The sequence below is a fragment of the Chromobacterium piscinae genome (genome assembly GCF_021129175.1).
Taxonomy (GTDB): domain Bacteria; phylum Pseudomonadota; class Gammaproteobacteria; order Burkholderiales; family Chromobacteriaceae; genus Chromobacterium; species Chromobacterium piscinae.
Map to the genome: position 1 here is coordinate 21,255 of NZ_JAJOHV010000017.1, position 25,174 is coordinate 46,428.

Below are 25,174 nucleotides of genomic sequence, written 5' to 3' on the forward strand. Positions count from 1 at the left end.
TCAACAAGCCCGCGCCCGCGGCGCGGACGGAAATTCCGATCAACCCGCCAGGGCCGTCACCTTGCCTGGCACCGCGCCCACCGAGCCGGCGCCCATCGTCACCACCACGTCGCCATCGCGGGCGGCGTCCAGGATGGCCTGCGGCATCTCGGCGATGTCCTCGACGAACAGCGGCTCCACCTTGCCGCCCACCCGCACCGCGCGCGCCAGCGCCCGGCCGTCGGCCGCGACGATGGGCGCTTCGCCGGCCGCGTACACCTCGGACAGCAGCAGCGCGTCGACGCCGGACAGCACCTTGACGAAGTCCTCGAACAAGTCGCGGGTGCGGGTGTAGCGGTGCGGCTGGAAAGCCAGCAGCAAGCGGCGGCCGGGGAAGGCCCCGCGCACCGCGGCCAGCGTGGCGGCCATTTCCACCGGGTGATGGCCGTAATCGTCCACCAGGGTGAAGCTGCCGCCGTCCTTGGCCTTCACTTCGCCGTAGCGCTGGAAGCGGCGACCGACGCCGGCGAACTCGGACAGGCCCTTCTGGATGGCTTCGATGCTGGCACCGCACTCCAGGCCGATGGCGATCGCCGACAGCGCGTTCAGCACGTTGTGGCGGCCCGGCAGGTTCAACACCAGCGGGAAGCGGGTGATGGCGCCGTTCTTCACCACCACGTCGAAATGCATCTGGCCGGCGGCCGCGCGCACGTTCTCGGCGTAGATGTCGGCGGAGTCGTCCAGGCCGTAAGTGGTCACCGGCTTGGTGACGCGTTCGCGGATCTCGCGCACATTGGGGTCGTCGACGCACAGCACCGCGCGGCCATAGAACGGCATCCGCTGCAGGAAATCGACGAAAGCCTGCTTCAGCTTGTCGAAGCTGTGGTCGTAGGTGTCCATGTGGTCGGCGTCGATATTGGTCACCACCGCCATCACCGGGCTCAGATGCAGGAAGGACGCGTCCGACTCGTCAGCCTCGGCCACCAGGAATTCGCCCAGGCCCAGCTTGGCGTTGGTGCCGGCGGCGGTCAGCTTGCCGCCGATGACGAAGGTCGGGTCCAATCCGGCCGCGCCCAGCACCGACGCGGTCAGGCTGGTGGTGGTGGTCTTGCCGTGGGTGCCGGCGATGGCGATGCCCTGCTTGAAGCGCATCAGCTCGGCCAGCATCATCGCGCGCGGAATCACCGGCACGCGCTTGTCGCGCGCCGCCAGCACTTCCGGGTTGTCCGCCTTCACCGCGGTGGAGGTCACCACCACGTCGGCGCCTTCCACATAGGTGGCGTCGTGGCCGAAGAACACGCGCACGCCCTCGGCGGCCAGCCGCTTGGTGGTGGCGCCGTCGGCCATGTCCGAACCGGACACGGTATAGCCCAGGCCGTGCAGCACCTCGGCGATGCCGCACATGCCGACGCCGCCTATGCCCACGAAATGTATGTGTTTGACCCTGTGTTTCATGTCTGTGTCTCTGCTTGAACGCTCGTACGGCGCCCTGTCATTCCCCGGCCAACTGCTGGCACAGGTCGGCCACCCGGCCGGCCGCGCCGGAACGGGCCAGCGCGCGCGCGCGCTCGGCCTTGTCCAGCAACTGGTCTCTGTCCAAACCCGCCAACAGGCCCGCAAGCCCATCGGCGTTCAATTCCTTCTGCGGCAGATGCCAGGCCGCGCCGGCCTTAGCCATCCATTCGGCGTTGTCGCGCTGATGGCCGGTGGTGGACACCACCAGCGGCACCAGCACGCTGGGCACGCCGGCCGCGCACAATTCGCTGACCGTGATCGCGCCGGCGCGGCAGATCACCAGATCGCACTCGGCCAGCCGCTTCGGCATGTCGTCGACGAAAGGCAGCAGCTCCACTTGCTCGCGCAGGCCCGCCGCCTGATAAGCGGCCTCGACCGCGGCGAAGTTCGCCTCGCCGGTCTGGTGCGCCAGTTGCGGCCGCTGGCCGTCCGGCAGCTTGGCCATCGCCTGCGGCAGCGTTTCGTTCAGCACTTTGGCGCCCAGGCTGCCGCCGACCACCAATACCTTCAGCGGGCCGCTGCGGCCGGCGAAACGCTCTGCCGGCGCGGCGATGCTCTCGATCTCGCCGCGCACCGGATTGCCGGTGACCAGCGCCTTGCCGTTGCGCGCCGCGTCGCCGTCGAAACCGCAGGCCAGCTTCTTGGCGAACGGCAGCAGCGCCTTGTTGCTGAGCAGCAGGCCGGCATCGGCGTTGACCAGCACCAGCGGCTTCCACAGCAGGCCCGCCATCACGCCGCCCGGCAGGCAAACGTAGCCGCCCATGCCCAGCACCACGTCCGGACGGTGGCGGAAAATCTGCGCCGCGCTGCTGAAGAAAGCGCCGGCCAGTTGCAGCGCGCCCTTGATCGAACCCAACAGGCCCTTGCCGCGCACGCCGTGGAAGTTCAGCCGCTCAAGCTCAATGCCGGTCGGCGGCACCAGCTTGTTTTCCATGCCGCGGCGAGTGCCCAGCCACACCACCTTCCAGCCCCGGCTTTGCAATTCCTTGGCCACGGCGAGGCCGGGGACGATGTGTCCACCCGTGCCAGCCGCCATCACCATGACCGTGCGATTCGCCATTTCTATCCGTTCCGTTAAATCTTGTTGCCACGCATCATGCGCCGGTTCTTGCTTCACCCTTCGGGATCGCAGAAACCAAAGGACACGGCGCCAAGGCACCTAGAAAGGCTTGCAGCCTTTTCTCATGCGGGGCTAAACCTTATAGCCCCGCATAATCCTTCGGTTTTCGTAATCCACCCGCAGCAGCACCGCCACCGCGATCAAATTCATCAACATCGCCGAGCCGCCGAACGACATCAGCGGCAGCGTCAAACCCTTGGTCGGCAACAGGCCCATGTTCACCCCGATGTTGAAGAACACCTGGATGCCCAGCCAAATGCCGATGCCCTGCGCCACCAGCGCCTGGTAGTAGCGCTCCAGCTTTTTCGACTCCACGCCGATGTGGAAAGCGCGCCGCACGATCCAGGCGTAGAGGCCGATCACTACGCAGATGCCGGCGAAGCCGAACTCCTCGGCGATCACCGCCATGATGAAGTCGGTGTGCGCCTCCGGCAGGTAGAACAGCTTCTCTATGCTGCCGCCCAGCCCCACGCCGAACCATTCGCCGCGGCCGATGGCGATCAGCGAATGCGACAGCTGGTAGCCCTTGCCGTACGGGTCATCCCACGGGTCCATGAAGCCCAACACCCGCTTCAGCCGGTACGGCGACGACACGATCAGCAGCACGATGGCCACCACCGCCATCGCCGCGAGTCCCGAGAAAATGCGCATATTGATGCCGCCCAGGAACAGCAGGCCCATCGCGATGCTCATCACCACCATCAGCGCGCCGAAGTCCGGCTCGCGCAGCAGCAGGAAAGCCACCACCACCATCGCCGCGAACATCGGCGCGAAACCTTCCTTGAGGCTGTGCAGCAGGTGGCTCTTGCGCACCGTGTAATCCGCCGCGTACAGCACGGTGGCGAACTTCATCACCTCCGACGGCTGCAAGTTCAACACGAACAGGTTGATCCAGCGCCGCGAGCCGTTGACCACCTTGCCGATGCCTGGAATCAGCACCAGCACCAGCATCACCAAGCCAATCAGGAAGATCTTTCCCGAATACTTCTGCCAGAACGCCGTCGGGATCTGGAACGCAGCGAACGCCGCCGACAGCCCGATCACCATGAACACCACGTGGCGGATCAGGTAGAAGTAGCGGTTCTGCGTCGCCGCGTCCGCTTCCGCGTACGCGATCGACGCCGAATACACCATCACCAGGCTGATCGACAACAACAGCGCCAGCGCCCAGGCCAGCGCCTCGTCCAGCGCGGTGATCGCCGTGTAACGGCTGGCCGGATTGCGGATCATGCGCGGGCCGCCTTCACCGCCGCCACGGTGTCGATGAACACCTGGGCGCGATGCGCGTAGTTCTTGAACATGTCCAGGCTGGCGCAGGCCGGCGACAGCAGCACCACGTCGCCCGGCCGGGCCAGCGCCGCCGCGCGACGGGTGGCCTCCTCCAGCGTGTCGCAGCGCTCCAGCGTCAGCCCGCTATCGGCTAGCGCCGCCTCGATCCTGCCGGCGTCGCGGCCGATCAGAAGCACCGCGCGCGCGATGCGCTGGCAAGCCGGCTTCAGCGGCGCGAAGTCCTGGCCCTTGCCGTCGCCGCCGGCGATCAGCACCACCCGGCGGGTCATGCCGTTCAGCGCGGCCTCGGTCGCGCCGACATTGGTGCCCTTGGAATCATCGATAAACGCAACACTGTCGAATTCGTCTACCAGCTCGACCCGATGGGCGAGGCCTCGGAAGGTTTTCAAGCCTTCCAGCAGCTTGTCCAGCGGCAGGCCGATGCCCTGGCACAGCGCCAGCGCGGCCAGCGCGTTGGCGGCGTTGTGCAGGCCCTGCAGCTGCATGTCGGCGCAATCGAACACCTTTTCGCCGCCCACGTTCAGCCAGTAGCCGCCGTTGCGGGCCAGCGCGTAGTCGGCGGCGCCGTTCAACGAGAACCACTTGACCGGATGGCCGGGGCGGATCATCGCCCGCACCAGCGCGTCGTCCTTGTTCAATATCTGCGCGCCCTTGCCGTTGAACACCCGGGTCTTGGCGTGCGCGTAGTCCAGCAAATCCTGGTAGCGGTCGAGGTGGTCCTCGGAAATATTGAGCACGGTGGCGGCGTCGGCCTCCAGCGTGAGCGTCGACTCCAGCTGGAAACTGGACAGTTCCAGCACCCACACGTCGGGCCGGCGGCCGCTCTGCTCGCGCTCCAACTGAGCCTCCAGCACCGCCAGGCCGATATTGCCGGCAACGACTGTGTCGAGACCCGCGGCCTCGCACAGATGGCCGACCAGGCTGGTGACCGTGCTCTTGCCGTTGGAGCCGGTGATGGCAATCACCTTGCTGCCGTCGCCCTGGATCGCGCGCGCCAGGATTTCGATGTCGCCGACCGCCTCGCCGCCGGCGCGGCGGAAGGCGGCGATGGCCGGATTGGCCAGCGGCACGCCAGGGCTGACCACCAGCAAGTCGGAACCGGCGAAAGTCGCGTCGTCGAAAACGCCGACGATCACCTCGACGCCCGGTAGATGGCGCTCCAGCTCGGCCAGCCGCTCGGCGGACGGATTGGCGTCGGCGACGCGCACGCGCGCGCCGTGGGCGGCCAGGTAGCGCGCAGCCGCCAGGCCCGAGCCTCCCAGTCCCACCACCGTCACATGTCGATTGGCGTAATCCATCTCTTCCGTCCTCAGCGCAGCTTCAGCGTCGACAGGCCGATCAGCACCAGCATCATGGTGACGATCCAGAAGCGAACCACCACCTGGGTTTCCTTCCAGCCCTTCAATTCGAAATGGTGATGCAGCGGCGCCATGCGGAACACGCGCTTGCCGGTCAGCTTGAACGAGGTGACCTGGATCATCACCGACAGCGCCTCCATCACGAACAGGCCGCCCATCAGGAACAGCACGATTTCCTGGCGCACGATCACCGCTACCGCGCCCAGCGCGGCGCCCAGCGCCAGCGCGCCGACGTCGCCCATGAATACCTGGGCCGGATAGGCGTTGAACCATAAAAACCCCAGGCAGGCGCCGCACATCGCTGCGCAGAACACCACCACCTCATGCGCGCCGGGGATGAAGGGCAGGCCCAGGTATTTGGAGAACACCGCGTGGCCGGCGACATAGGCGAAGATGGCCAGGCCCGCGGCCACCAGCACCGTCGGCAGCGCCGCCAGGCCATCCAGGCCGTCGGTCAGGTTGACCGCATTGGAAGTGCCGACGATGACGAAATAGGTCAGCACGCAAAAACCCACCGCGCCCAGCGGATAGGCGACAGTCTTGAAGAAAGGCACGATCAGCTCGGTGGACGCCGGCAGCTTGGCCGTGGCGATCAGGAACACGCCGGCGCCGATGGCGATGGCCGACTGCCACGCCATCTTGAACTTGGCGGACACCCCCTTCGGGTCCTTGTACACCACCTTGCGCCAGTCGTCGTAAAAGCCCAGCGCGCCGGTGCCCAGCATCACCGCCAGCAGCAGCCACACATATTTGTTGGACAAATCCGCCCACAGCAGCGTGGTGATGGTGATGGCCAGCAGGATCAGCGAGCCGCCCATGGTCGGCGTGCCGGCCTTGACCAAGTGGGTCTGCGGACCGTCGTTGCGCACCGCCTGGCCGACCTTCAGCTCGGTCAGTTTGCGGATCACCCACGGTCCCAACAGCAGCGAGATGGCGAGCGAAGTCAGCGCCGCCATCACCGCGCGCAGCGTGGTGTAGTTGAAGACATTGAAGGCCCGGATATGCGAACCCAACAGATCAGCCAGCCAAAGCAGCACCTTATACTCCCTCTTTCTTTGCTTGCATCAGGTGTTCCACCACCCGTTCCATGCGCATGAAGCGCGACCCCTTGACCAGAACGGCGGTACCCGACGCCAGCCGGCTATCCAGGCACTCCAACAACTCGTCAATCGAATCAAATCCCTGCCCCGCGGCGCCGAATGCGGCCACCGCGCGGCGCGAGGCCTCGCCCAGCGCAAAGAGCTGTTCGATGCCGCGCAGGCGCGCGTGTTCCCCGACTTCGGCATGCAAAGCCGGCGAAGCCTCGCCCAGTTCGCCGATGTCGCCCATCACGAAGCAATGCGGACCGGGCAGGCCGGCCAGCACGTCGATGCCGGCCTTCATCGAATCCGGGTTGGCGTTGTAGCTGTCGTCGATCACGGTCAGGCCGCGCGGGCTCTGCTTGATCTGCAGCCGGCCCTTGGCGCCGCCGAACACGGCCAGGCCGGCGGCGATGGCGGACAGCGGCACATCCAGCGCCAAGGCGACGGCGGCGGCGGCCAGCGCATTGCGGACGTTGTGCTCGCCCGGCGCCGGCAGATTAATCTCGACCCGTCCCGCCGGAGAGCGCAGCGTGAAACGGCTGCCCAGCGCCGACAGCGCCAGATCGCTCGCGCCGACGTCGGCCTGCGCCAGGCCGAAGCTCAGCTGGCGATGCGAACCGGCGGCCGCGCGGAACAGCGGCAGATTGGCGTCGTCGGCGTTGACCACCGCCACGCCGCCGTCGGCCAGTCCTTCGAAAATTTCGGCCTTGGCGCGGGCGACGTCCTCGGTGGAGCCGAAATGGCCGAAGTGGGCACGCATCGCGTTGTTGACCAGCGCCACCTGCGGCCGGGTCAGCCCGGTCAGGTAGCTGAGCTCGCCATGATGGTTCATGCCCATCTCGATCACCGCGTAGCGATGCTGCGGCTTCAGCTGCAGCAAGGTCAGCGGCAGGCCGATGTCGTTGTTGAAATTGCCGGCGGTGGCCAGCACGGCATCCACGCCGGCATGGGCGCGCAGGATGGCGGCCAGCATTTCCTTGACCGTGGTCTTGCCATTGGAGCCTGTGACGCCGATGCGGACGGCCGGCTGCGTCTCGCGCCAGCCGGCGGCCAGGCGGCCCAGCGCCAGCCGGGTGTCTTCGCCCGCCTGGATCAGGCTGGCGCCGGCCAGCTCGAAGCCATCGCGCACCAGTGCGGCTGCGCCCTTGGAGGTCACTTCGGCGACGAAATCATGGGCGTCGAAACGCTCGCCCTTCAGCGCGACGAACAGATCGCCCGGCTGCGCCTGGCGGCTGTCGGTGATCACGCGCAGCACTTCGCCGTCGGTGCCGATCAGGCGGCCTTGGGCAAAGCGGGCTGCTTGGCTCAGCGTCATCATCGCGGCATCCCCCATGCGGTCAGCGCTTCTTCCGCGACGCGGAAATCGGAGAACGGCCGCTTGACGCCGGCGATGTCCTGGTATTCCTCGTGGCCCTTGCCGGCCACCAGCACCACGTCGCCCACCTTGGCCTGGCCCACCGCCCAGTGGATGGCGGCTTCGCGGTCGGCCTCGACATGCGCGCGGGCGGCGTCCATGCCGGCCAGCACGTCGCGGATGATGGCCTGCGGGTCCTCGCTGCGCGGGTTGTCGCTGGTCAGCACCGCCACGTCGGCGTGCTTCTCGGCGATGGCTCCCATCATCGGGCGCTTGCCCGGATCGCGGTCGCCGCCGCAGCCGAACACGCAGAACAGCCTGCCGCCGGCGGGACGGATCTCGGACAGCGTGGCCAGCGCTTTTTCCAGCGCGTCGGGGGTGTGGGCGTAATCGATCACCACCAGCGGCTCATGCGCGCCGCCGACGCTCTGCATCCGGCCGCGGGCCGGCTGGATGCGCGCCATCACCGCGGCGGCGTCCTGCAGGCTGACGCCGTTGACGCACAGCGTGGCCAGACAGGCCAGCAGATTGGCGGCATTGAAGCGGCCGACCAGGCCGGTGCGGACGTCGACCGTGCCCCACGGCGTGGCGACGGTCAGCTGCAGGCCCTCCAGCGTGGCGGCCAGCGCCAGCGGACGCACATCGCCCTGCTCCAGGCCGTACGTGACCACGCGGGTCTGTTCAGGGTCGATCTCGGCGGCCAGCTGGCGGCCGAAAGCATCGTCGGCGTTGATCACCGCGTGCTTCAGGCCCTCCCAGAAGAACAGCTTCTTCTTGGACTCGCCGTAGGCCTCCATCGAGCCGTGGTAGTCGAGATGGTCGCGGGTCAGATTAGTGAACACCGCGGTGGCGAACTCGACGCCGTTGACGCGGAACTGGTCCAGGCCATGGCTGGACACTTCCATCGTCACCACGTGCGCGCCCTGGCGACGGTATTCGGCCAGCTTCTGCTGCACCGTCACCGGATCCGGCGTGGTGTGGGTGGTTTCGGTCAATTGACCGTAGAAGCCGTTGCCGACGGTGCCGATCAACGCCGCCTTCTGGCCCAGCAGCGAAAACGCCTGCGCCAGCCAATGGGAAATGGAGGTCTTGCCGTTGGTGCCGGTGATGCCGACCACGGTCAGATCGCGCGAGGGCTGGCCCAGCACATGGGCGGCGACGATGCCGGCGCGCTCGCGCAGATTCGGCACCGCCAGATTAGGCGCTTGCCACTCGGCCTTCCAGGCGAAACCGTCGGCGTCGTCCCACAGCACCGCCGCCGCGCCTTTTTCCAGCGCGGCCGGAATGAAATCGCGGCCGTCGGCGTACTCGCCGCGGCAGGCGAGGAACACATCGCCCGGCAGCACGCGGCGGCTGTCGGCCTCCACCCGTTTGATCGGGAGGCCCAGCTGTTGCAACAAGGCCGGATCCCAGTCCGGCAACGCAGTCAAACGGCTCTTCATGATCTTAAAAATCCGCCGGAACCGGGGTCGATTCCGGCAATAAAGTGTTATTGGATGGCTCGTCAGGCGCGATGTTGAGCACGCGCAGCGCGCCGCCCGCCACCTGCGAGAACACCGGCGCGGACACCGCGCCGCCGTAGTATTTGCCCGCCGACGGCTCGTCTATCATCACCGCCACGATCACCTTGGGCGAGTGGCCGGGCGCGAAGCCCATGAACAGCGCGCGGTGCTTGTTGGCCACGTAGGTGCGGCCCTCCAGCTTGCGCGCGGTGCCGCTCTTGCCGCCGATGCTGTAGCCGATGATGCGGCCGCCGACAGCGCCGCCGCCAGGCTGGCTGTTGGCGATCAGCAGATCGCGCATCTCGTGCGCGGTCTTTTCGTTGAGCACGCGCTTGCCCGGCATCGGGTTGGACGTCTTGTACAGCGAGATCGGCAGCATCACGCCGTCGTTGGCGAAGATGGTGTAGGCGCGCGCCATCTGGATCAGGCTGACCGACAAGCCATAGCCGAACGACATCGTCGCCTGCTCGATCGGACGCCACTTGTGCCAGTCGCGCAGCCGGCCGCCAGCCTCGCCGGGGAAGCCGGTTTCCGGCGGCCGGCCGAAGCCCAGCGCGTCGTAATGCGCCCAGGACTCCTCCGGGCTGTTCATCAGCGCCAGCTTGCTGGTGCCGACGTTGGACGATTTCTGGATAATGCCGAGGATGTCCAGGCTGGGCCGCGGCGCCACGTCGCGGATGGTGGCCGGCCCGATCATATAAGTGTGGGTATCCAGCACCGTGTTCAAATTGGCCTTGCCGTGCTCCAGCGCTAGCGAGATCGACAGCGGCTTCATGGTGGAGCCCGGCTCGAACAGATCAATCACGCCGCGGTTGCGCATCATCTCCGGCGTCACGCCGCTGCGGTTGTTGGGGTTGAACGACGGGTAGTTGGCCAACGCCAACAGCTCGCCGGTGTGGGCGTCCAGCACCACCACGCTGCCGGCCTTGGCCTTGTTGGTCTCCACCGCGGCCTTGATCTCGCGGTAAGCCAGGTATTGGATGCGATGGTCGATCGCCAGCGCCAGCTTCTGGCCGTCGCGCGGCGGCTCGATGGCGGCGACGTCCTCGATGATGTGGCCGCGGCGGTCCTTCAGCACCACGCGGCGGCCGTCCTTGCCGGACAGCATCTTCTCGCGCGCGAGTTCGACGCCCTCCTGGCCCTTGCCGTCCACTCCCGTGAAACCGATGATGTGCGACACGATCTCGCCGGCCGGGTAGAAGCGGCGGAATTCCTGCTGCTTGGCGATGCCGGGCACGCCCAGCGCCATCACCTTGTCTGCCAGCTCCGGGCTGATCTGGCGCTTGATGTAGACGAATTCCTTCTTGCGGTCGGACAGCTTGGACGACAGCTCTTCCGGCGACAGGTCGAGCAATCCGGCCAGCTCGCGCAGCTTGGCCGGCGGCACCGGCTCCATGTCGGCCGGGCTGGCCCAGATGGTCTGCACCGGGGAGCTGATCGCCAGCGGCTCGCCGTTGCGGTCGGTGATCACGCCGCGGTTGGCTTCCAGCATCAAGGTGCGGCGGAAGCGCGCCTCGCCCTGGCCCTGCAGGAAGTCCTGCTGCACCACCTGCAGATAAACCGCGCGGCCGATCAGCGCCAGGAACAGCAAGGCCAGCATCAGCAGCACGCAGCGCACGCGCGTGCTGGTCATCCGCAGCGCGGGGCTGGCCGGCGCGGGGCGAGTGCGGACGCTGTAGCTGGAACCGGCGCGCATCACAGCGCTCCCTTGGCCGTAATCACCTGGATCTGGCGCGGATCAGGCGTGTGCATGTCGAGGCGGGTGGACGCGGCCTTCTCGATCACCGCGTGCGCCCCCCAGGTGCTCTGCTCCAGTTGCAGCTGGCCGAACTCCACCTCCAGCTGCTGCCCCGACTTGGTTTCCTTCTGCAAGTCGCTGTAGAGCTTGCGCGACACGTGCGTGGACGTCACCACCGACCAGGCGGAGAACACGGCCATCAGCAGCAGCGTCGCGTTGAGCTTGTTCATGCGTCGCCCTCCCGCCACGGCGCGGCAGTGCGCTCGGCCACGCGCATGATGGCGCTGCGGGCGCGCGGATTCTCGCGCAGCTCCTCATCGCCGGCGCGAATCGCCTTGCCGACCAGATCGATCGGCGGCTTGGCCATGTCGGCCGCGCGCACCATCGCCCAGGCCGGCAGCTTTTCCTCGCTGCTGACATCGCGCAGGTACTGCTTGACGATGCGGTCCTCCAGCGAATGGAAGCTGATCACCGCCAGGCGGCCGCCTTCGTTCAGCAGGCGCGCGGCCTGCGGCAGCACCGCCTTCAGCTCGTCCAGCTCCCGGTTCACAAAGATCCGGATCGCCTGGAAGGTGCGCGTAGCCGGGTCTTGGCCCGGTTCGCGAGTACGGACGTTTTGCCCAACGAGCACAGAGAGCTCGCGGGTGGTCGTGATGGGGTTTTCCCCCCGTTGCGCAACAATGGCTGCTGCGATCTTGCGAGCAAACCGCTCTTCACCATAAGTCTTGATGACCTCTCTGATATCGGCCTCGTCGGCCGTTGCCAACCACTCGGCGGCGGTGACGCCGCGGGTGGTATCCATGCGCATATCCAGCGGCGCGTCGAAACGGAAGCTGAAACCGCGGCTGCCGTCGTCGATCTGCGGCGACGACACGCCCAGATCCATCAGCACGCCGTCGACGCCGGCCACGCCCAGGCGGGCGAGCTCGGCCGACAGCGTCTCGAAACCGTTGTGCACGATGTTGAAGCGGGAATCCTCCGCCGCCAGCCTGTCGGCGACGGCGATGGCTTCCAGATCCTTGTCGAAGGCGATCAGCCGGCCCGAGGGGCCGAGCTTCGACAGGATCAGGCGGCTGTGGCCTCCGCGACCGAAAGTGCAATCGACATAGACGCCATCCGGCCGGATGGCGAGCGCGTCGACCGCTTCGGTCAGCAATACCGTGCGGTGCACGAAGGTGGGGGTGCTCACAGCGTGAAATCTCCAAGGTGTTGCGCCAAATCGGCTTGGTCGATGGCCAGCGCGTCAGCGGTCTGGCTGTCCCATTCCTCGGCATTCCACAGTTCGAAGCGGTTGCCCATGCCTACCAGGGCAACGTCCTTGTCCAGCGCGGTCAGTTCGCGCAGGCGGGCCGGCAGCAGCACGCGGCCGGCGGAGTCCATCTCCAGGGTCTCGGCATGGCCGAGCACCAATCGTTGATAGCGTTTCAGGGTGGGATTGCCGGTGGGAAGGGCCAGCAGACGGGCCTCGACCGGGCGCCAGTTGGGTTCGGGGTAAAGCAGCAGATGGTCTTGGGATTCGAGGGTGACGACCAGCTTGTGCCCAAACGCGGACAGCAGCGTCTCGCGGTGCTTGGCCGGAATAGCCAAGCGCCCCTTGCTATCGAGAGACAAGATGCTGACGCCACCAATCATGATTTGAGACCCGCTGACCGAGAAAAACGGAGCCGTCGCTCCGGGGGGAGAATTTCCCCACTTTCACCCACTTTGACCCACTTTCCGCCACTATAAGAAAGAACTGCCCCACGGTCAACATAGGGATTTACTAATTCGCCTTTTGAGACAATGACTTACGGCAGCGCGTAAAAATGGAATCTGAAACAAATCAGGGACTTAAATTCGCCTGTAAAAGTGGGACATGAACATTGCGGGTCGCGGAGACTGTAACAAGGCGGCAATGATTGCCAATGGAACTGTTTGAACCACAAGTATCTTCAGGAAAAGCAACAAATTACCGGCGGCGATTTTCAGCCATGTATTTAAAAAACAACAGGGCGGCCATTCAGGCCGCCTTGCTGTTCTGGCGATCAGACGATCAAGACAGCTTTTGGCGCAGGATGTCCTGCACCTGGGCCGGATTTGCCTTGCCCTTGGACGCCTTCATCACCTGGCCGGCCAGCGCGTTCAGCGCCTTTTCCTTGCCGGCGCGGAATTCCTCGACCGCCTTGGGATTGGCGGTGATCGCCTCTTCCACCATCTTCTCGATGGCGCCGACGTCGGACACCTGCTTCAGGCCATCGCGCTCGATGATGGCGTCGGCGGACAGATCGCTGTCCCACAACGCGTCGAACACCTGCTTGGCCAGCTTGCTGGACAAGGTGTTGTCGGCGATGCGGACGATCAGGCCGGACAAGCGCTCCACCGAGATCGGGCAGTCGGCGATGTCCTTGCCGTCACGGTTCAGCCGCGCGGCGATTTCGCCGTTGATCCAGTTGGCGGCCAGCTTGCCCTGGCCGGAGGCCTTGGCGGCGGCTTCAAAGTACTGCGCCTGCTTGAGGCTGGACGTCAGCAGCGCCGCGTCGTAGGCGGACACGCCGTAGCTCTCCACGAAGCGGGCCTGCATCGCGCCCGGCAGCTCCGGCATCTCGCCCTTGATGCGGGCGATCTGCTCGTCGGAGATGCGCACCGGCAGCAAGTCCGGATCCGGGAAGTAGCGATAGTCGTGCGCGTCTTCCTTGCTGCGCATCATGCGGGTCTCGCCGCTGTCCGGGTCGAACAGCACGGTGGCCTGTTGCACCTTGCCGCCGTCTTCCAGCGTATCGATCTGCCACTGGATCTCGTACTTGGCGGCCTGCTCCAGGAAGCGGAAGGAATTGAGGTTCTTGATCTCGCGGCGGGTGCCGAATTCCTTTTGCCCCTCTGGGCGCACCGACACGTTGACGTCCATGCGGAAGCTGCCTTCCTGCATATTGCCGTCGCAGATGCCCAGCCAGGTCACCAGCGTATACAGCGCCTTGACGTAGGCCAGCGCCTCGTCGACCGAGCGCATGTCCGGCTCGGACACCACTTCCAGCAGCGGCGTGCCGGCGCGGTTGAGGTCGATGCCGGACAGGCCCTGGAAGTCTTCGTGCAGGCTCTTGCCGGCGTCCTCTTCCATATGGGCGCGGGTCACCCCGATCACTTTCTCCTGGTCGCCGACCAGAATCTTGAGCTTGCCGCCCTCGACGATGGGCAGGTCCATCTGGCTGATCTGGTAGCCCTTGGGGAGGTCTGGATAGAAGTAGTTCTTGCGGGCGAACACGTTCTTCTGGTTGATGTTGGCGTCCAGCGCCAGGCCCAGGCGGATCGCCTTGTCCACCACCGCGCGGTTCAGCACCGGCAGCACGCCCGGCAGCGCCAGTTCCACCGCGGAAGCCTGGGTGTTGGGCTCCGCGCCGAAGGCGGTGCTGGAGCCGGAGAAAATCTTGGAGACGGTGTTGAGCTGCACGTGCACCTCGATACCGATGACGACTTCCCATTTCATGGTCGGAAAATCCTTATTCATGCCAGGACGCAGCCAGAGCTGCGCCCTCGAAAACGTAAACTTTCAGTCGGCGCGCGAGCGGCGCGAAGGCAAGGCAAGCGCGCCCAACGCGGCATTCGCGCCGTGCAGCCGCCGGCGTTACAGCGCCGGCGCCTTGGCGTGCCAGTCCGTCGCCTGCTGGAACTGGTGCGCGACGTTCAGCATCTTGGCCTCGGCGAAGTAATTGCCGATGATCTGCAGGCCAATCGGGCGGCCGTTGGCGGCGAAGCCCGCCGGCACGCTCATGCCCGGCAGGCCGGCCAGGTTCACCGACAGCGTGTAGACGTCGGACAGATACATCTGCACCGGATCGGACGCCATCTGGCCCAGATCGAAGGCGGCGGTCGGCGCCACCGGCCCCAGGATCACATCGCACTGCTGGAAGGCGGCCTTGAAGTCGTTGGCGATCAGGCGGCGGATCTTCTGCGCCTTCAGGTAGTAGGCGTCGTAGTAGCCGTGGCTCAGCACGTAGCTGCCCACCAGGATGCGGCGCTTGACCTCGTCGCCGAAGCCTTCGGCGCGGGTCTTCTCGTACATGTCGACCAGATCCTTGTAGTCCTTGGCGCGGTGGCCGTAGCGGACGCCGTCGTAGCGGGACAGGTTGGTCGAAGCCTCAGCCGGCGCGATCACGTAATAAGCCGGAATCGACAGCTCGGTATTCGGCAGCGCGATCTCCACCGCCTCGGCGCCCAGCTTCTTCAGCTCGGCCACGGCGTTGTCGACGGCGCGCGCGACGTCGGCGTCCAGGCCGGCGGCGAAGTATTCCTTGGGCAGGCCCACTTTCAGGCCGGCCAGAGATTGGTTCAGATCGCGGCTGTAGTCTTCGCGGGCGCGCTCCAGGCTGGTGGAGTCGCGCTCGTCAAAGCCAGCCATCACGTTCAGCATCAGCGCGCAATCCTCGGCGGTCTGCGCGATCGGGCCGCCCTGATCCAGCGAGGAGGCGAAGGCCACCATGCCGTAGCGCGACACCACGCCGTAGGTCGGCTTGATGCCGGTGACGCCGCAATGGCTGGCCGGCTGGCGGATGGAGCCGCCGGTATCGGTGGCGGTGGCCACCGGCGCCAGGCGCGCGGCGACCGCGGCGGCGGAACCGCCAGAGCTACCGCCCGGAATCGCCTTGGCGTCCCACGGGTTCTTCACCGCGCCGTAGAACGAGTTCTCATTGGACGAACCCATCGCGAACTCGTCCATATTGGCGCGGCCCAGCGTCACCATGCCGGCGGCGGCGCATTGCTCCACCACATGGGCGCTGTACGGCGAAACGAAGTTGTCCAGCATCTTGGAGCCGCAGCTGGTTTTCCAGCCTTGCTGGCAGAACAGATCCTTGTGCAGCAGCGGCACGCCGGTCAGCGGATGGGCGTCGCCGGCGGCGATGCGCGCGTCGGCGGCGCGGGCTTCGGCCAGCGTCTTTTCTCGGTCGGTGGTGACGATGGCGTTGAGCTGCGGGTTCAGCGCCTCGATCCGGTCCAGGTACTGGCCGGCCAGTTCCACGCTGGAGACCTGCTTGGCCGCCAGCTGTTGCGACAATTGCTTGAGGGTGGCTTGTGTCATTTCGATCAAATCTTGCTATCCGGATAGTCTGGCCCGGCCGGCGATTTTCTGGGAACCAATCGCGGCGGGACGGCTCACAGGCTTACTCGATCACTTTGGGAACGAGGAACAGGCCTTTTTCCACTTGCGGCGCGACCGCCTGGAAGGCCTCGCGCTGGCTGGTCTCGGTAACGACGTCGTCGCGCAGACGCAGCGACACGTCCTGCGGATGCGCCATCGGCTCGATGCCGTCGGTGTCCACCGCCTGCATCTTCTCGATCAGGCCGAAAATATTGTTGAGCTGGTCCGCTGTGGCGGCGATTTCCGCCTCGCTCACATTGATGCGGGCAAGCTTGGCGATCCGTGCGACATCCTGATGCGTCAGCGACATGGCTTCCTCGTTAAAACCTTTAATATTTCAAGCTTTATAGGGTATCATACCCCGTTTGATTCTCCCAAGATCGACATTGCGCCGCGACGCATTCCGGGGGCATTTCCCGCCTCGCCGGAAGCCTGCGCCGAGGCTGCAGACGCAGGCCGAATCCGCCGCCGGGCAAGACCGGCAACAACTGTTTGAATGCCACCGCGCCGGCGCGACAAAACGCCCGTGCGCAACGCTCGAGACGGTTAATAGTTGCCATGCCTGATAAAAAGGCGGGGAAACGGGCCTGCCACAGATTAAACTGGATTTTTACGGACGCCGCCGGCGTCCGCCACTGACGAAAACTGACCAGGACCGCCCAATGTTTCGTTCGCTGACCGGATACTTCTCCAACGACCTCGCCATCGACCTCGGCACCGCCAACACCCTGATCTACATGCGCAGCAAGGGCATCGTCCTCGACGAGCCTTCGGTCGTCGCCATCCACAACGACGCGCCGACCAACAAAAAGTCCATCCTGGCCGTCGGCCTGGAAGCCAAGCGCATGCTGGGCCGCACCCCGGGCAGCATCCAGGCGATCCGCCCGATGAAGGACGGCGTGATCGCCGACTTCACCGTCACCGAGCAAATGCTGAAGCAGTTCATCAAGAAGGTGAACCCGAACCGCTTCTTCGCCGCCAGCCCGCGCATCGTGATCTGCGTGCCCTGCGGCTCCACCCAGGTGGAACGCAAGGCGATCCGCGACTCCGCCCTCGCCGCCGGCGCGCGCCGCGTCGAGCTGATCGAAGAGCCGATGGCCGCGGCGATCGGCGCCGGCCTGCCGGTGGAAGAACCGACCGGCTCGATGGTAGTGGACATTGGCGGCGGCACCACCGAAGTCGGCGTGATCTCGCTGGGCGGCGTGGTCTACTCCAACTCGGTGCGCGTCGGCGGCGACAAGTTCGACGAATCCATCATCAACTACATTCGCCGCAACTACGGCATGCTGATCGGCGAGACCACCGCCGAGGAAATCAAGAAAACCATCGGCTCCGCCTTCCCGGGCGCCGAGGTGCGCGAGATGGAAGTCAAGGGCCGCAACCTGGCCGAAGGCATTCCGCGCGCGTTCACCGTGTCTTCCAATGAAATCCTGGAAGCGCTGACCGAGCCGCTGAACCAGATCGTTTCCGCGGTGAAAATCGCGCTGGAGCAGACTCCGCCGGAACTGGGCGCCGACATCGCCGAGAAGGGCATGGTGCTGACCGGCGGCGGCGCGCTGCTGAAGGACATCGACCGCCTGCTGGCGGAAGAAACCGGCCTGCCGGTGTTCGTGGCCGAAGAACCGCTGACCTGCGTGGTGCGCGGCTCCGGCAAGGCGCTGGAAAAAATGGACAAGATCGGCACCATTTTCACCAACGTGCCTTAAACTTCCAGCAAACACCCTGTAAACCGAGCGAACGCCGCGCCGTCAAGGCGCGGTGGCTGTGGCCATGGATTTCGCCAACACCCCAAGCTTTTTCCGCTCCGGGCCGCCCCCGGCTGCGCGCCTGGCCATGAGCGTGGTCGCCTCGATCGCGCTCTTGATCGGAGACAGCCGCTACGGCCTGATGGAACAGGCGCGCGAAGCACTGTCGCTGGCGCTGTACCCGGTGCAGCGCGCGGTCAACATGCCGGCGCAGGCGGTGCGCCACGCCGGCGACTACCTGACCTCGCAGGCCGAGATGAAGCAGGAAAACACCCTGCTGCGCGAGAAGCAGCTGCAGATGGCCGCCCAGTTGGGACGGCTGCAGACGCTGGAGCGCGAGCTGAACGAGCTGCGCCAGCTGAACGGCATCCGCGCCCAGCGCGACGACTCGGCTCAGATCGCCGAGACGCTGTACACCGGCCGCGACCCGTTCTCGTACAAAATCATCATCGACAAGGGCGACGACGCCAAGCTGCAAGCCGGCCAGCCGGTGGTGGACGCGCGCGGACTCCTGGGACAGGTGACGCGGGTGCAGCCGCTGACCGCCGAGGTGACCCTGATCATCGACAAGAACCAGATGGTTCCGGTGATGATCGCCCGCACCGGCGAGCGCGCCATCCTCTATGGTTATGGTGGCGGCATCGAACTGCGTTATCTGCCGCAAAGTTCGGACGTCAAGGAAAACGACCGTATCGTCACCTCTGGTCTGGACGGCGTGTTTCCGGAAGGCATCCCGGTTGCGGTGGTCAGCAAGGTCGACCGCAATGCCGGCGCCGCCTTCACCCGCGTCAGCACCCTGCCGATGTCCGGCGTGCAGCAAACCCGCTACGTGCTGGTGCTGCAAGCCAAGGAAACACGCCCGCGCCCGGCCGAACCGCCGGCGCTGCCGGAGAAGAAGACCAAGGGCGGCAAGAAGTCCGCCGACGAGGAGTAAGCCCAAATGTCGTTGGACCGCCCCAAGGAATTGCTTAAGCCGGTCAAGCGCCGCTTCATCCTGACCACCTTCGTGATCGCCGTGCTGGTCGAGCTGGTGCCGCTGCCGCACGGCAGCACGCGCTGGCTGCCCGACTTCATCGGCCTGCTGATTCTGTACTGGGTGATCAACCAGCCGCGCCGGGTCAACATCGGCATCGCCTTCCTGATGGGCATCATCGCCGACGTGTCCACCGCCGGCCTGTTCGGCCAGCACGCGCTGGCCTACTCGATCACCGCCTTCCTGGCCTTGAGCCGCCAGCGCCAGCTGGTGATGTTCAACCTGGGCCAGCAGGCGCTGGTGGTGCTGGGCCTGATGCTGACCAACCAGCTGATCATGGTGGTGGTGCGGATGCTGACCGGTTCCGCCTTCGTCGGCTGGAGCTATTTCCTGCCGCCCTTGATCGGCGCGCTGCTGTGGCCGCTGTTGACCAAGCTGATGCTGATTCCTTACCGCCACCACACGGCATGAAACCCGACTGATCCATGCGCCGCCCGTCCCGTTTCAAAAACCCGCAGTCCGAAGAAGCCCAGTTCGAGCTGCGGCTGATCATCGCCTACGCGCTGATCATCCTGATGTTCCTCACCCTGCTCGCGCGCTTCATCTGGCTGCAGGTGCTGCAGCACGACCATTTCTCCACGCTGGCCCAGAACAACCGCATCTCGCTGGTGCCCATCCTGCCCAACCGCGGCCTGATCCTGGACCGCAACGGCATCGTGCTGGCGCAGAACTACTCCGCCTACACGCTGGAGCTGACTCCCAGCAAGATTCCCGACCTCGCCGCCACCGTCGCCAAGCTGAAAACGCTGGCCGACGTCAGCCCGCGCGACGAGAAACTGTTCAAGAAGCTGTTGGCCGAGAGCAAGACTTTCGAAGCCATTCCGCTGAAGGTCAAGCTGACCGACGACGAAGCCGCGCGCGTGGCCGCCCACGGCTTCGAGCTGCCCGGCGTCGAGGTCAAGGCGCGGCTGTTCCGCGACTATCCGTATAAAGAGATGACCAGCCACGTGCTGGGCTATATCGGCCGCATCAACCAGAAGGACAAGGAACGGCTGGAAGAGGAAGACAAGACCACCAATTACAAGGGCACCAACTACATCGGCAAGACCGGCCTGGAAGCGGTGTACGAGGACGACCTGCACGGCCAGGTGGGCTTCGAGGAGATGGAAACCGACTCCGGCGGCCGCGCGGTGCGCAGCCTGCGCCGCACGCCGCCGGTCAACGGCAACACCCTGAAGCTGGCGCTGGACATCCGCCTGCAGGAAATGGCCGACAAGCTGTTCGGCGACCGCCGCGGCGCGCTGGTGGCGATCGACCCCAACACCGGCGGCGTGCTGGCCTTCCTGTCCAAGCCGGGTTTCGATCCCAGCCTGTTCATCGACGGCATCGACACCCAGACCTGGACCGCGTTGAACACCGACTGGCAGAAGCCGCTGATCAACCGCGCGCTGCGCGGCACCTATCCGCCCGGCTCCACCTTCAAGCCCTTCATGGCGATGGCCGCGCTGAACACCCACAGCATAGGCATGCACGACATCCGTCCGGCGCCCGGCTACTTCACGCTGCCCGGCTCCAGCCACCAGTTCCGCGACAGCAAGAAGAGCGGCAACGGCATGGTCAACCTGCAGCGCGCGATCACCGTGTCCAGCGACACCTTCTTCTACAAGCTGGCCTGGGACATGGGCATAGACAAGATCCACCCGGTGGTCGGCTCCTTCGGCTTGGGCAGCAAAACCGGCATCGACCTGGACGGCGAATCCATCGGCGTGCTGCCGTCCAAGGAGTGGAAGGCAAAACGCTTCGCCCGCTACAAGCCCGAGGTGCGGCGCTGGTATCCGGCTGATGTGGTCAGCATCGGCATCGGCCAGGGCTTCAACGCCTACACCCCGCTGCAGATGGCCAACGCCACCGCCATCATGGCCAACGGCGGCCAGGTGTTCAAACCGCACCTGGTGCAGCAGGTGGTGGACTCCAAAACCGGAAAATCGCGCCAGATCGAGCCGCAGCCGATCCGGCAGCTGCCTTACCCGAAGGAATACTTCGACTACATCAAGGAAGGCATGCGCAACGTGATGATCTCCGGCACCGGCGCCCGCGTCGGCGCCGGCCTGCAGTACACGATGGCCGGCAAGACCGGCACCGCCCAGGTGGTGGCCATCAAGCAGGGCGCCAAGTACAACGCCGCCGCGCTGGCCGAGCAGTACCGCGACCACAGCTGGTTCATCGCCTTCGCGCCGGTGGAACAGCCCAAGATCGCGGTGGCCATCATCGTCGAGAACGCCGGCTTCGGCGCCGCCGCCGCCGCGCCGGTGGCGCGCGGCCTGTTCGACTTCTACCTGACCGGCAAGGTGCGCAACGACCTGGCCGGCATGCTGAAAACCGTGCCGATGGAAAACGGAGACGTACGTGAAGACGCCGCTGATTAAGCAGATCTGGCAGCAGATAAAAGAGCCGCTGGACGGCTGGCTGATGCTGTTCCTCGGCCTGATCTTCGCGGTCAGCATGGTGCTGCTGTATTCCGCCAACAACCAGTCCTTCGACAAGATAGACAACAAGCTGATCTACACCGCGATGGCGCTGACCGTGATGTGGGTGATCGCGCGGATGCGACCGCAGAGCGTGATGAACTTCGCGCCGCCGATTTACGTCATCGGCGTGCTGCTGCTGATCGCGGTGCACTTCAAGGGCATCACAGTGAACGGCTCCACCCGCTGGCTGAGCCTGGGCGTCACCCGCATCCAGCCGTCGGAGATCCTGAAGATCGCGCTGCCGATGATGCTGGCTTGGTTCTTCCAGAAATACGAGCTGTCGCTGCGCTGGTGGCATTACCTGATCGCCGCCGCCATCATGCTGGTGCCGGTGGGCCTGGTGCTGAAGCAACCCGACCTGGGCACCGCGCTGTTGATCGCCGCCGCCGGCTTCTTCGTGCTGTTCTTCGCCGGCCTGCCGTGGAAGGTGATCCTGGCCGGCGCGGTGATGGCCGCCGCCAGCCTGCCCATCGTCTGGAACCACCTGCACGACTACCAGCGCAAGCGGGTGCTGACCCTGATCGACCCCACCACTGATCCGCTGGGCACCGGCTACCACATCATCCAGTCGATGATCGCCATCGGCTCCGGCGGGCCGTGGGGCAAGGGCTGGCTCAACGGCACCCAGACCCACCTGGACTACATCCCGGAGCGCACCACCGACTTCATTTTCGCCGTCTACTCCGAGGAATTCGGCCTGGCCGGCAACGCGGTGCTGCTGACGCTCTACCTGTTGATCCTGAGCCGGGCGATGATGATCACCGCCAGCGCGCAGACGCTGTACGGTCGGCTGATGGCGGGATCGATCACCATGTCCTTCTTCGTCTACGCCTTCGTCAACATGGGCATGGTGTCCGGCATCCTGCCGGTGGTGGGCGTGCCGCTGCCCTTCATGTCCTACGGCGGCACCGCCTCCGTCACGCTGTTCATCGGCATGGGCATGCTGATGGGCATCAGCAATCTGCGGCGCTGAGCGCCCCGCTCCGGAACCCTTGCCGAGCCGGCCTGCCCAAGCAGGCCGGTTTGTCCATCCGCCCCGCGCGGCTTGACGCCGCGAACGCCGCTGCGGCATCGTCAAGCGGACGCCCTTCCCATCCAGCAAGGAAACGCAACTTAATCCATGAGACTGAAGACCCTGAGCCTGCTGCTGGCGCTGGCCTTGACGCCCGCGCTGTCCGTCCACGCCGAAACCGCCGCGCCGGCCGCCCAGCGCGCGCAGGCGGCCGCCCCCTACGCCAGCGCCGAAGGCATCAGCGAATACCGGCTGGCCAACGGCCTGCGCGTGCTGCTGGCGCCCGACGACTCCAAGCCCACCACCACCGTCAATCTGACCTATCTGGTCGGCAGCCGCCACGAAGGCTACGGCGAAACCGGCATGGCCCACTTGCTGGAGCACATGCTGTTCAAGGGCACGCCCACCAGCGGCAACCTGATGTCCGAGCTGTCCAAGCGCGGCATGCAGTTCAACGGCTCCACCTTCTTCGACCGCACCAACTACTTCGAAACCTTCCCCGCCGACGAGGCCAGCCTGGATTGGGCGCTGGCGATGGAAGCCGACCGCATGGTCAACAGCAAGGTGGCCAGAAGCGATCTGGACACCGAGTTCTCGGTGGTGCGCAACGAGATGGAGCAGGGCGAGAACAACCCGGCCAACGTGCTGTGGAAGCAGCTGTCGGCGATCAGCTTCGACTGGCACAACTACGGCCATAGCACGATAGGCGCGCGCTCCGACGTGGAAAAGGTGCGCATCGAAAACCTGCAGGCCTTCTACCGCAAGTATTACCAGCCCGACAACGCGGTGCTGGTGGTGGGCGGCAAGTTCGACCCTGCCCGCACGCTGGCGCGGATCGAAGCGTTGTTCGGCAAGATCCCGCGGCCGCAGCGCGAACTCGCGCCCACCTGGACCGAGGAGCCGCAACGCGACGGCGAGCGCGAAGTCACCGTGCGCCGCGTCGGCGACACCCAGTTGGCGGCGACGCTGTACCGCACTGCGGCCGGCAGCCACCCGGACAGCGCCGCGCTGCAGGCGCTGGCGGCGATTCTGGCCGACACGCCCAACGGCCGCCTGTACAAGAACCTGGTCGCCGCCCACAAGGCCGTCGGCGTCAGCGCGATGCCGTTCGAGCTGGCCGAGCCCGGCTACATCGTGTTCCTGGCCGAGCTGTCAAAGCGCCAGAGCCTGGCCCAGGCCCGCCCCATCCTGCAGGCCACCGTCGAGGCGATCCGCGCCAAACCCATCACCGCCGCCGAACTCAAGCGCGCCAAGGCCGCGCTCTTGAAGGACATCGACCAGACGCTGAACGATCCGCAGCGGCTGGCGGTGCAACTGTCCGAGTCCATCGCGCTGGGCGACTGGCGGCTGTATTTCCTGCAGCGCGACCGCATCGCGGCGCTGACCGTGGCCGACGTGCAGCGGGCGGCGGAAAACTACTTCAAGCCCAGCAACCGCAGCTACGGCCAGTTCATCCCCACCGCCAAGCCGGACCGCGCCGCGATCCCGCCGGTGCCGGACGTGGCCGCGATGGTCAAGGATTACAAGGGCAAGGCCGCCGTCGCCGCCGGCGAGGCCTTCGATGCCAGCCCGGCCAATATCGAGGCCCGCACCCAGCGCGGCCGGCTCGCCAACGGCGCGGCGATCGCGCTGCTGCCCAAGCAGACCCGCGGCAACGTCGTCCACGGCGCGTTCAGCTTCTCTTTCGGCGACGCCGGCAGTCTGCGCGGCCAGGCCGCGGCGGCCGAGCTGGCCGCCAACATGCTGGACCGAGGCAGCCGCAAGCTGAGCCGCGCCGCCATCGCCGACAAGCTGGACGCGCTGCAGGCCAGCCTGGACATCGGCCAGGACGGCCAGGACTTGCAAGTGCGCTTCAAGACCACCCGCCAGAACCTGCCCGCGCTGCTGGATTTGATCGCCGAGCTGCTGCAGCAGCCGGCCTTCCCCGCCGACGAGTTCGAGCAGCTGAAGCGCCAGGCGCTGGCCGGCATCGATTCCTCGCGCGGCGAGCCGCAGGCGCTGGCCGGCCAGGCGGTCAATCAGCAGCTGAACGCCTACGCCAAGGACGACATCCGCTACAGCCCGACGCTGGACGAATCCTACCGCGACATCGCCGGAGTGAAGCTGGACGCGCTCAAGCGCTTCCACCAACAGTTCTACGGCGCCGACCACGCGCAGCTGGCCCTGGTCGGCGACTTCGACGCCGCCGCCATCCGCGGCCAGCTGGACCAGCTGTTCGGCCGCTGGAACAGCAAGGCCGCCTACCAGCGCGTGGACGGCCTGCTGCCGCAACCCAAGCCGACCAGCCTGTCCGTCGCCACGCCGGACAAGGCCAACGCCGTCTACAGCGCCTCGTTGCCGCTGGCCATCGGCGACGATTCGCCCGACTACCCGGCGCTGCTGCTGGCCAACGAAATACTGGGCGGCGGCGCGCAATCGCGGCTGCTGACGCGGCTGCGCCAGCAGGACGGCATCAGCTACGGCGCCGGCAGCGGCGTCGACGCCGCCAGCTTCGGCAAGGTGGGCGCGTGGCGGATGGGCGCGATCTTCGCGCCGCAGAATCTGGACAAGCTGAAACAGGGCGTGGCCGAGGAGCTGGCGCGGCTACGGCGAGACGGCGTCACCGCCGAGGAGCTGGCCGAAGCCAAGCAGGGCCTGCGGCGGACCTACCAGGTGGCGCTGGCCCAGGACGGCCCGCTCAGCGACCTGCTGCAGCGCCAGCTGTGGCAGGGCCGCACCATGGCCTTCACCCGCGAGCGGCTGGCGATGCTGGACGCGCAGACGGTGGACGAGGTCAACGCCGCGCTGCGCAAGTATCTGCAGCCGGAACTGTTGACCCAGGCCTACGCCGGCGACTTCACCGCCAAGCCGGCCGCGGCCAAGTAAGGC

20 protein-coding genes are annotated in these 25,174 nt (G+C 66.1%); 6 read left to right on the top strand and 14 right to left on the bottom strand.

What is annotated here, in order from left to right:
• Positions 1–39: 39 nt before the first annotated feature.
• From murC to gatC, 14 genes are all read right to left on the bottom strand, one after another.
• On the bottom strand, positions 40–1,434 hold the full coding sequence (gene murC / locus LQR33_RS04390; protein ID WP_104945971.1) for a UDP-N-acetylmuramate--L-alanine ligase: 1,395 nt from the start codon (positions 1,432–1,434) through the stop codon (positions 40–42).
• Between the two features lie 37 nt (positions 1,435–1,471).
• Complete coding sequence (gene murG / locus LQR33_RS04395) at positions 1,472–2,554, bottom strand: undecaprenyldiphospho-muramoylpentapeptide beta-N-acetylglucosaminyltransferase (protein ID WP_166439886.1); 1,083 nt, start codon at positions 2,552–2,554, stop codon at positions 1,472–1,474.
• A 132-nt stretch (positions 2,555–2,686) separates the two neighbouring features.
• Positions 2,687–3,844: a putative lipid II flippase FtsW gene (gene ftsW / locus LQR33_RS04400; RefSeq protein WP_166439887.1), complete on the bottom strand. Its 1,158-nt coding sequence runs from the start codon at positions 3,842–3,844 to the stop codon at positions 2,687–2,689.
• The gene (gene murD, locus LQR33_RS04405) at positions 3,841–5,202 is read right to left on the bottom strand and encodes a UDP-N-acetylmuramoyl-L-alanine--D-glutamate ligase (RefSeq protein WP_166439888.1); all 1,362 of its coding nucleotides are present in this window, start codon (positions 5,200–5,202) and stop codon (positions 3,841–3,843) included. Before murD ends, ftsW begins: the two co-directional genes overlap by 4 nt.
• 11 nt (positions 5,203–5,213) lie before the next feature.
• Positions 5,214–6,299 (bottom strand): phospho-N-acetylmuramoyl-pentapeptide-transferase, encoded by a 1,086-nt coding sequence (gene mraY / locus LQR33_RS04410; RefSeq protein ID WP_021477365.1) that lies wholly within the window; start codon positions 6,297–6,299, stop codon positions 5,214–5,216.
• A gap of 1 nt (position 6,300) precedes the next feature.
• A complete protein-coding gene (locus LQR33_RS04415) occupies positions 6,301–7,662 on the bottom strand; it encodes a UDP-N-acetylmuramoyl-tripeptide--D-alanyl-D-alanine ligase (RefSeq protein ID WP_231467760.1) in 1,362 nt (453 codons plus the stop codon).
• Complete coding sequence (locus tag LQR33_RS04420; RefSeq protein WP_166439890.1) at positions 7,659–9,140, bottom strand: UDP-N-acetylmuramoyl-L-alanyl-D-glutamate--2,6-diaminopimelate ligase; 1,482 nt, start codon at positions 9,138–9,140, stop codon at positions 7,659–7,661. The genes LQR33_RS04415 and LQR33_RS04420 overlap by 4 nt, the downstream gene beginning before the upstream one ends.
• Before the next feature lie 4 nt (positions 9,141–9,144).
• The gene (locus LQR33_RS04425) at positions 9,145–10,896 is read right to left on the bottom strand and encodes a peptidoglycan D,D-transpeptidase FtsI family protein (protein ID WP_070980534.1); all 1,752 of its coding nucleotides are present in this window, start codon (positions 10,894–10,896) and stop codon (positions 9,145–9,147) included.
• Entirely contained in the window at positions 10,896–11,168 is a 273-nt protein-coding gene (gene ftsL, locus LQR33_RS04430; RefSeq protein WP_021477369.1) for a cell division protein FtsL, read from the bottom strand. Before ftsL ends, LQR33_RS04425 begins: the two co-directional genes overlap by 1 nt.
• On the bottom strand, positions 11,165–12,127 hold the full coding sequence (gene rsmH / locus LQR33_RS04435) for a 16S rRNA (cytosine(1402)-N(4))-methyltransferase RsmH (protein ID WP_166439891.1): 963 nt from the start codon (positions 12,125–12,127) through the stop codon (positions 11,165–11,167). The genes ftsL and rsmH overlap by 4 nt, the downstream gene beginning before the upstream one ends.
• Positions 12,124–12,570, bottom strand: coding sequence for a division/cell wall cluster transcriptional repressor MraZ (gene mraZ / locus LQR33_RS04440; protein ID WP_011137898.1), 447 nt, complete (start codon positions 12,568–12,570; stop codon positions 12,124–12,126). Before mraZ ends, rsmH begins: the two co-directional genes overlap by 4 nt.
• Positions 12,571–12,970: 400 nt before the next feature.
• Positions 12,971–14,398, bottom strand: a complete 1,428-nt coding sequence (gene gatB, locus LQR33_RS04445; protein ID WP_231467762.1) for an Asp-tRNA(Asn)/Glu-tRNA(Gln) amidotransferase subunit GatB — start codon at positions 14,396–14,398, stop codon at positions 12,971–12,973.
• Positions 14,399–14,536: 138 nt separating this feature from the next.
• A complete protein-coding gene (gene gatA, locus LQR33_RS04450; RefSeq protein ID WP_221666150.1) occupies positions 14,537–15,988 on the bottom strand; it encodes an Asp-tRNA(Asn)/Glu-tRNA(Gln) amidotransferase subunit GatA in 1,452 nt (483 codons plus the stop codon).
• An 82-nt stretch (positions 15,989–16,070) separates the two neighbouring features.
• Positions 16,071–16,358, bottom strand: a complete 288-nt coding sequence (gene gatC / locus LQR33_RS04455) for an Asp-tRNA(Asn)/Glu-tRNA(Gln) amidotransferase subunit GatC (RefSeq protein WP_166439894.1) — start codon at positions 16,356–16,358, stop codon at positions 16,071–16,073.
• A gap of 352 nt (positions 16,359–16,710) precedes the next feature.
• On the opposite strand from gatC, the gene LQR33_RS04460 reads away from it, so the two are divergent.
• The 6 genes from LQR33_RS04460 (at position 16,711) to LQR33_RS04485 (ending at position 25,171) form a co-directional block, all read left to right on the top strand.
• The gene (locus LQR33_RS04460; protein ID WP_021477375.1) at positions 16,711–17,754 is read left to right on the top strand and encodes a rod shape-determining protein; all 1,044 of its coding nucleotides are present in this window, start codon (positions 16,711–16,713) and stop codon (positions 17,752–17,754) included.
• Positions 17,755–17,818: 64 nt separating this feature from the next.
• Positions 17,819–18,727: a rod shape-determining protein MreC gene (gene mreC, locus LQR33_RS04465; RefSeq protein ID WP_046168107.1), complete on the top strand. Its 909-nt coding sequence runs from the start codon at positions 17,819–17,821 to the stop codon at positions 18,725–18,727.
• 6 nt (positions 18,728–18,733) lie between these two features.
• Positions 18,734–19,237: a rod shape-determining protein MreD gene (mreD, locus tag LQR33_RS04470; RefSeq protein ID WP_021477377.1), complete on the top strand. Its 504-nt coding sequence runs from the start codon at positions 18,734–18,736 to the stop codon at positions 19,235–19,237.
• A 14-nt stretch (positions 19,238–19,251) separates the two neighbouring features.
• Positions 19,252–21,192, top strand: a complete 1,941-nt coding sequence (gene mrdA, locus LQR33_RS04475) for a penicillin-binding protein 2 (RefSeq protein WP_166439895.1) — start codon at positions 19,252–19,254, stop codon at positions 21,190–21,192.
• Positions 21,173–22,267 carry a rod shape-determining protein RodA gene (gene rodA / locus LQR33_RS04480; protein WP_021477379.1) on the top strand — a complete coding sequence of 365 codons (1,095 nt, stop codon included), beginning with the start codon at positions 21,173–21,175 and terminating at the stop codon, positions 22,265–22,267. The genes mrdA and rodA overlap by 20 nt, the downstream gene beginning before the upstream one ends.
• 147 nt (positions 22,268–22,414) lie before the next feature.
• Positions 22,415–25,171, top strand: a complete 2,757-nt coding sequence (locus LQR33_RS04485; RefSeq protein ID WP_231467764.1) for a M16 family metallopeptidase — start codon at positions 22,415–22,417, stop codon at positions 25,169–25,171.
• Positions 25,172–25,174 lie beyond the last annotated feature (3 nt).

Bases quoted from the DNA above. Each gene is read 5' to 3' on its own strand.
- LQR33_RS04415 (WP_231467760.1), bottom strand. From the start codon at position 7,662: ATGATGACGCTGAGCCAAGCAGCCCGCTTTGCCCAAGGCCGCCTGATC.
- LQR33_RS04420 (WP_166439890.1), bottom strand. From the start codon at position 9,140: ATGAAGAGCCGTTTGACTGCGTTGCCGGACTGGGATCCGGCCTTGTTG.
- mreC (WP_046168107.1), top strand. From the start codon at position 17,819: ATGGATTTCGCCAACACCCCAAGCTTTTTCCGCTCCGGGCCGCCCCCG.
- ftsL (WP_021477369.1), bottom strand. From the start codon at position 11,168: ATGAACAAGCTCAACGCGACGCTGCTGCTGATGGCCGTGTTCTCCGCC.
- LQR33_RS04425 (WP_070980534.1), bottom strand. From the start codon at position 10,896: ATGCGCGCCGGTTCCAGCTACAGCGTCCGCACTCGCCCCGCGCCGGCC.
- murG (WP_166439886.1), bottom strand. From the start codon at position 2,554: ATGGCGAATCGCACGGTCATGGTGATGGCGGCTGGCACGGGTGGACAC.
- murC (WP_104945971.1), bottom strand. From the start codon at position 1,434: ATGAAACACAGGGTCAAACACATACATTTCGTGGGCATAGGCGGCGTC.
- gatA (WP_221666150.1), bottom strand. From the start codon at position 15,988: ATGACACAAGCCACCCTCAAGCAATTGTCGCAACAGCTGGCGGCCAAG.
- LQR33_RS04460 (WP_021477375.1), top strand. From the start codon at position 16,711: ATGTTTCGTTCGCTGACCGGATACTTCTCCAACGACCTCGCCATCGAC.
- mreD (WP_021477377.1), top strand. From the start codon at position 18,734: ATGTCGTTGGACCGCCCCAAGGAATTGCTTAAGCCGGTCAAGCGCCGC.
- gatB (WP_231467762.1), bottom strand. From the start codon at position 14,398: ATGAAATGGGAAGTCGTCATCGGTATCGAGGTGCACGTGCAGCTCAAC.
- murD (WP_166439888.1), bottom strand. From the start codon at position 5,202: ATGGATTACGCCAATCGACATGTGACGGTGGTGGGACTGGGAGGCTCG.
- gatC (WP_166439894.1), bottom strand. From the start codon at position 16,358: ATGTCGCTGACGCATCAGGATGTCGCACGGATCGCCAAGCTTGCCCGC.
- LQR33_RS04485 (WP_231467764.1), top strand. From the start codon at position 22,415: ATGAGACTGAAGACCCTGAGCCTGCTGCTGGCGCTGGCCTTGACGCCC.
- mraZ (WP_011137898.1), bottom strand. From the start codon at position 12,570: ATGATTGGTGGCGTCAGCATCTTGTCTCTCGATAGCAAGGGGCGCTTG.
- ftsW (WP_166439887.1), bottom strand. From the start codon at position 3,844: ATGATCCGCAATCCGGCCAGCCGTTACACGGCGATCACCGCGCTGGAC.
- mrdA (WP_166439895.1), top strand. From the start codon at position 19,252: ATGCGCCGCCCGTCCCGTTTCAAAAACCCGCAGTCCGAAGAAGCCCAG.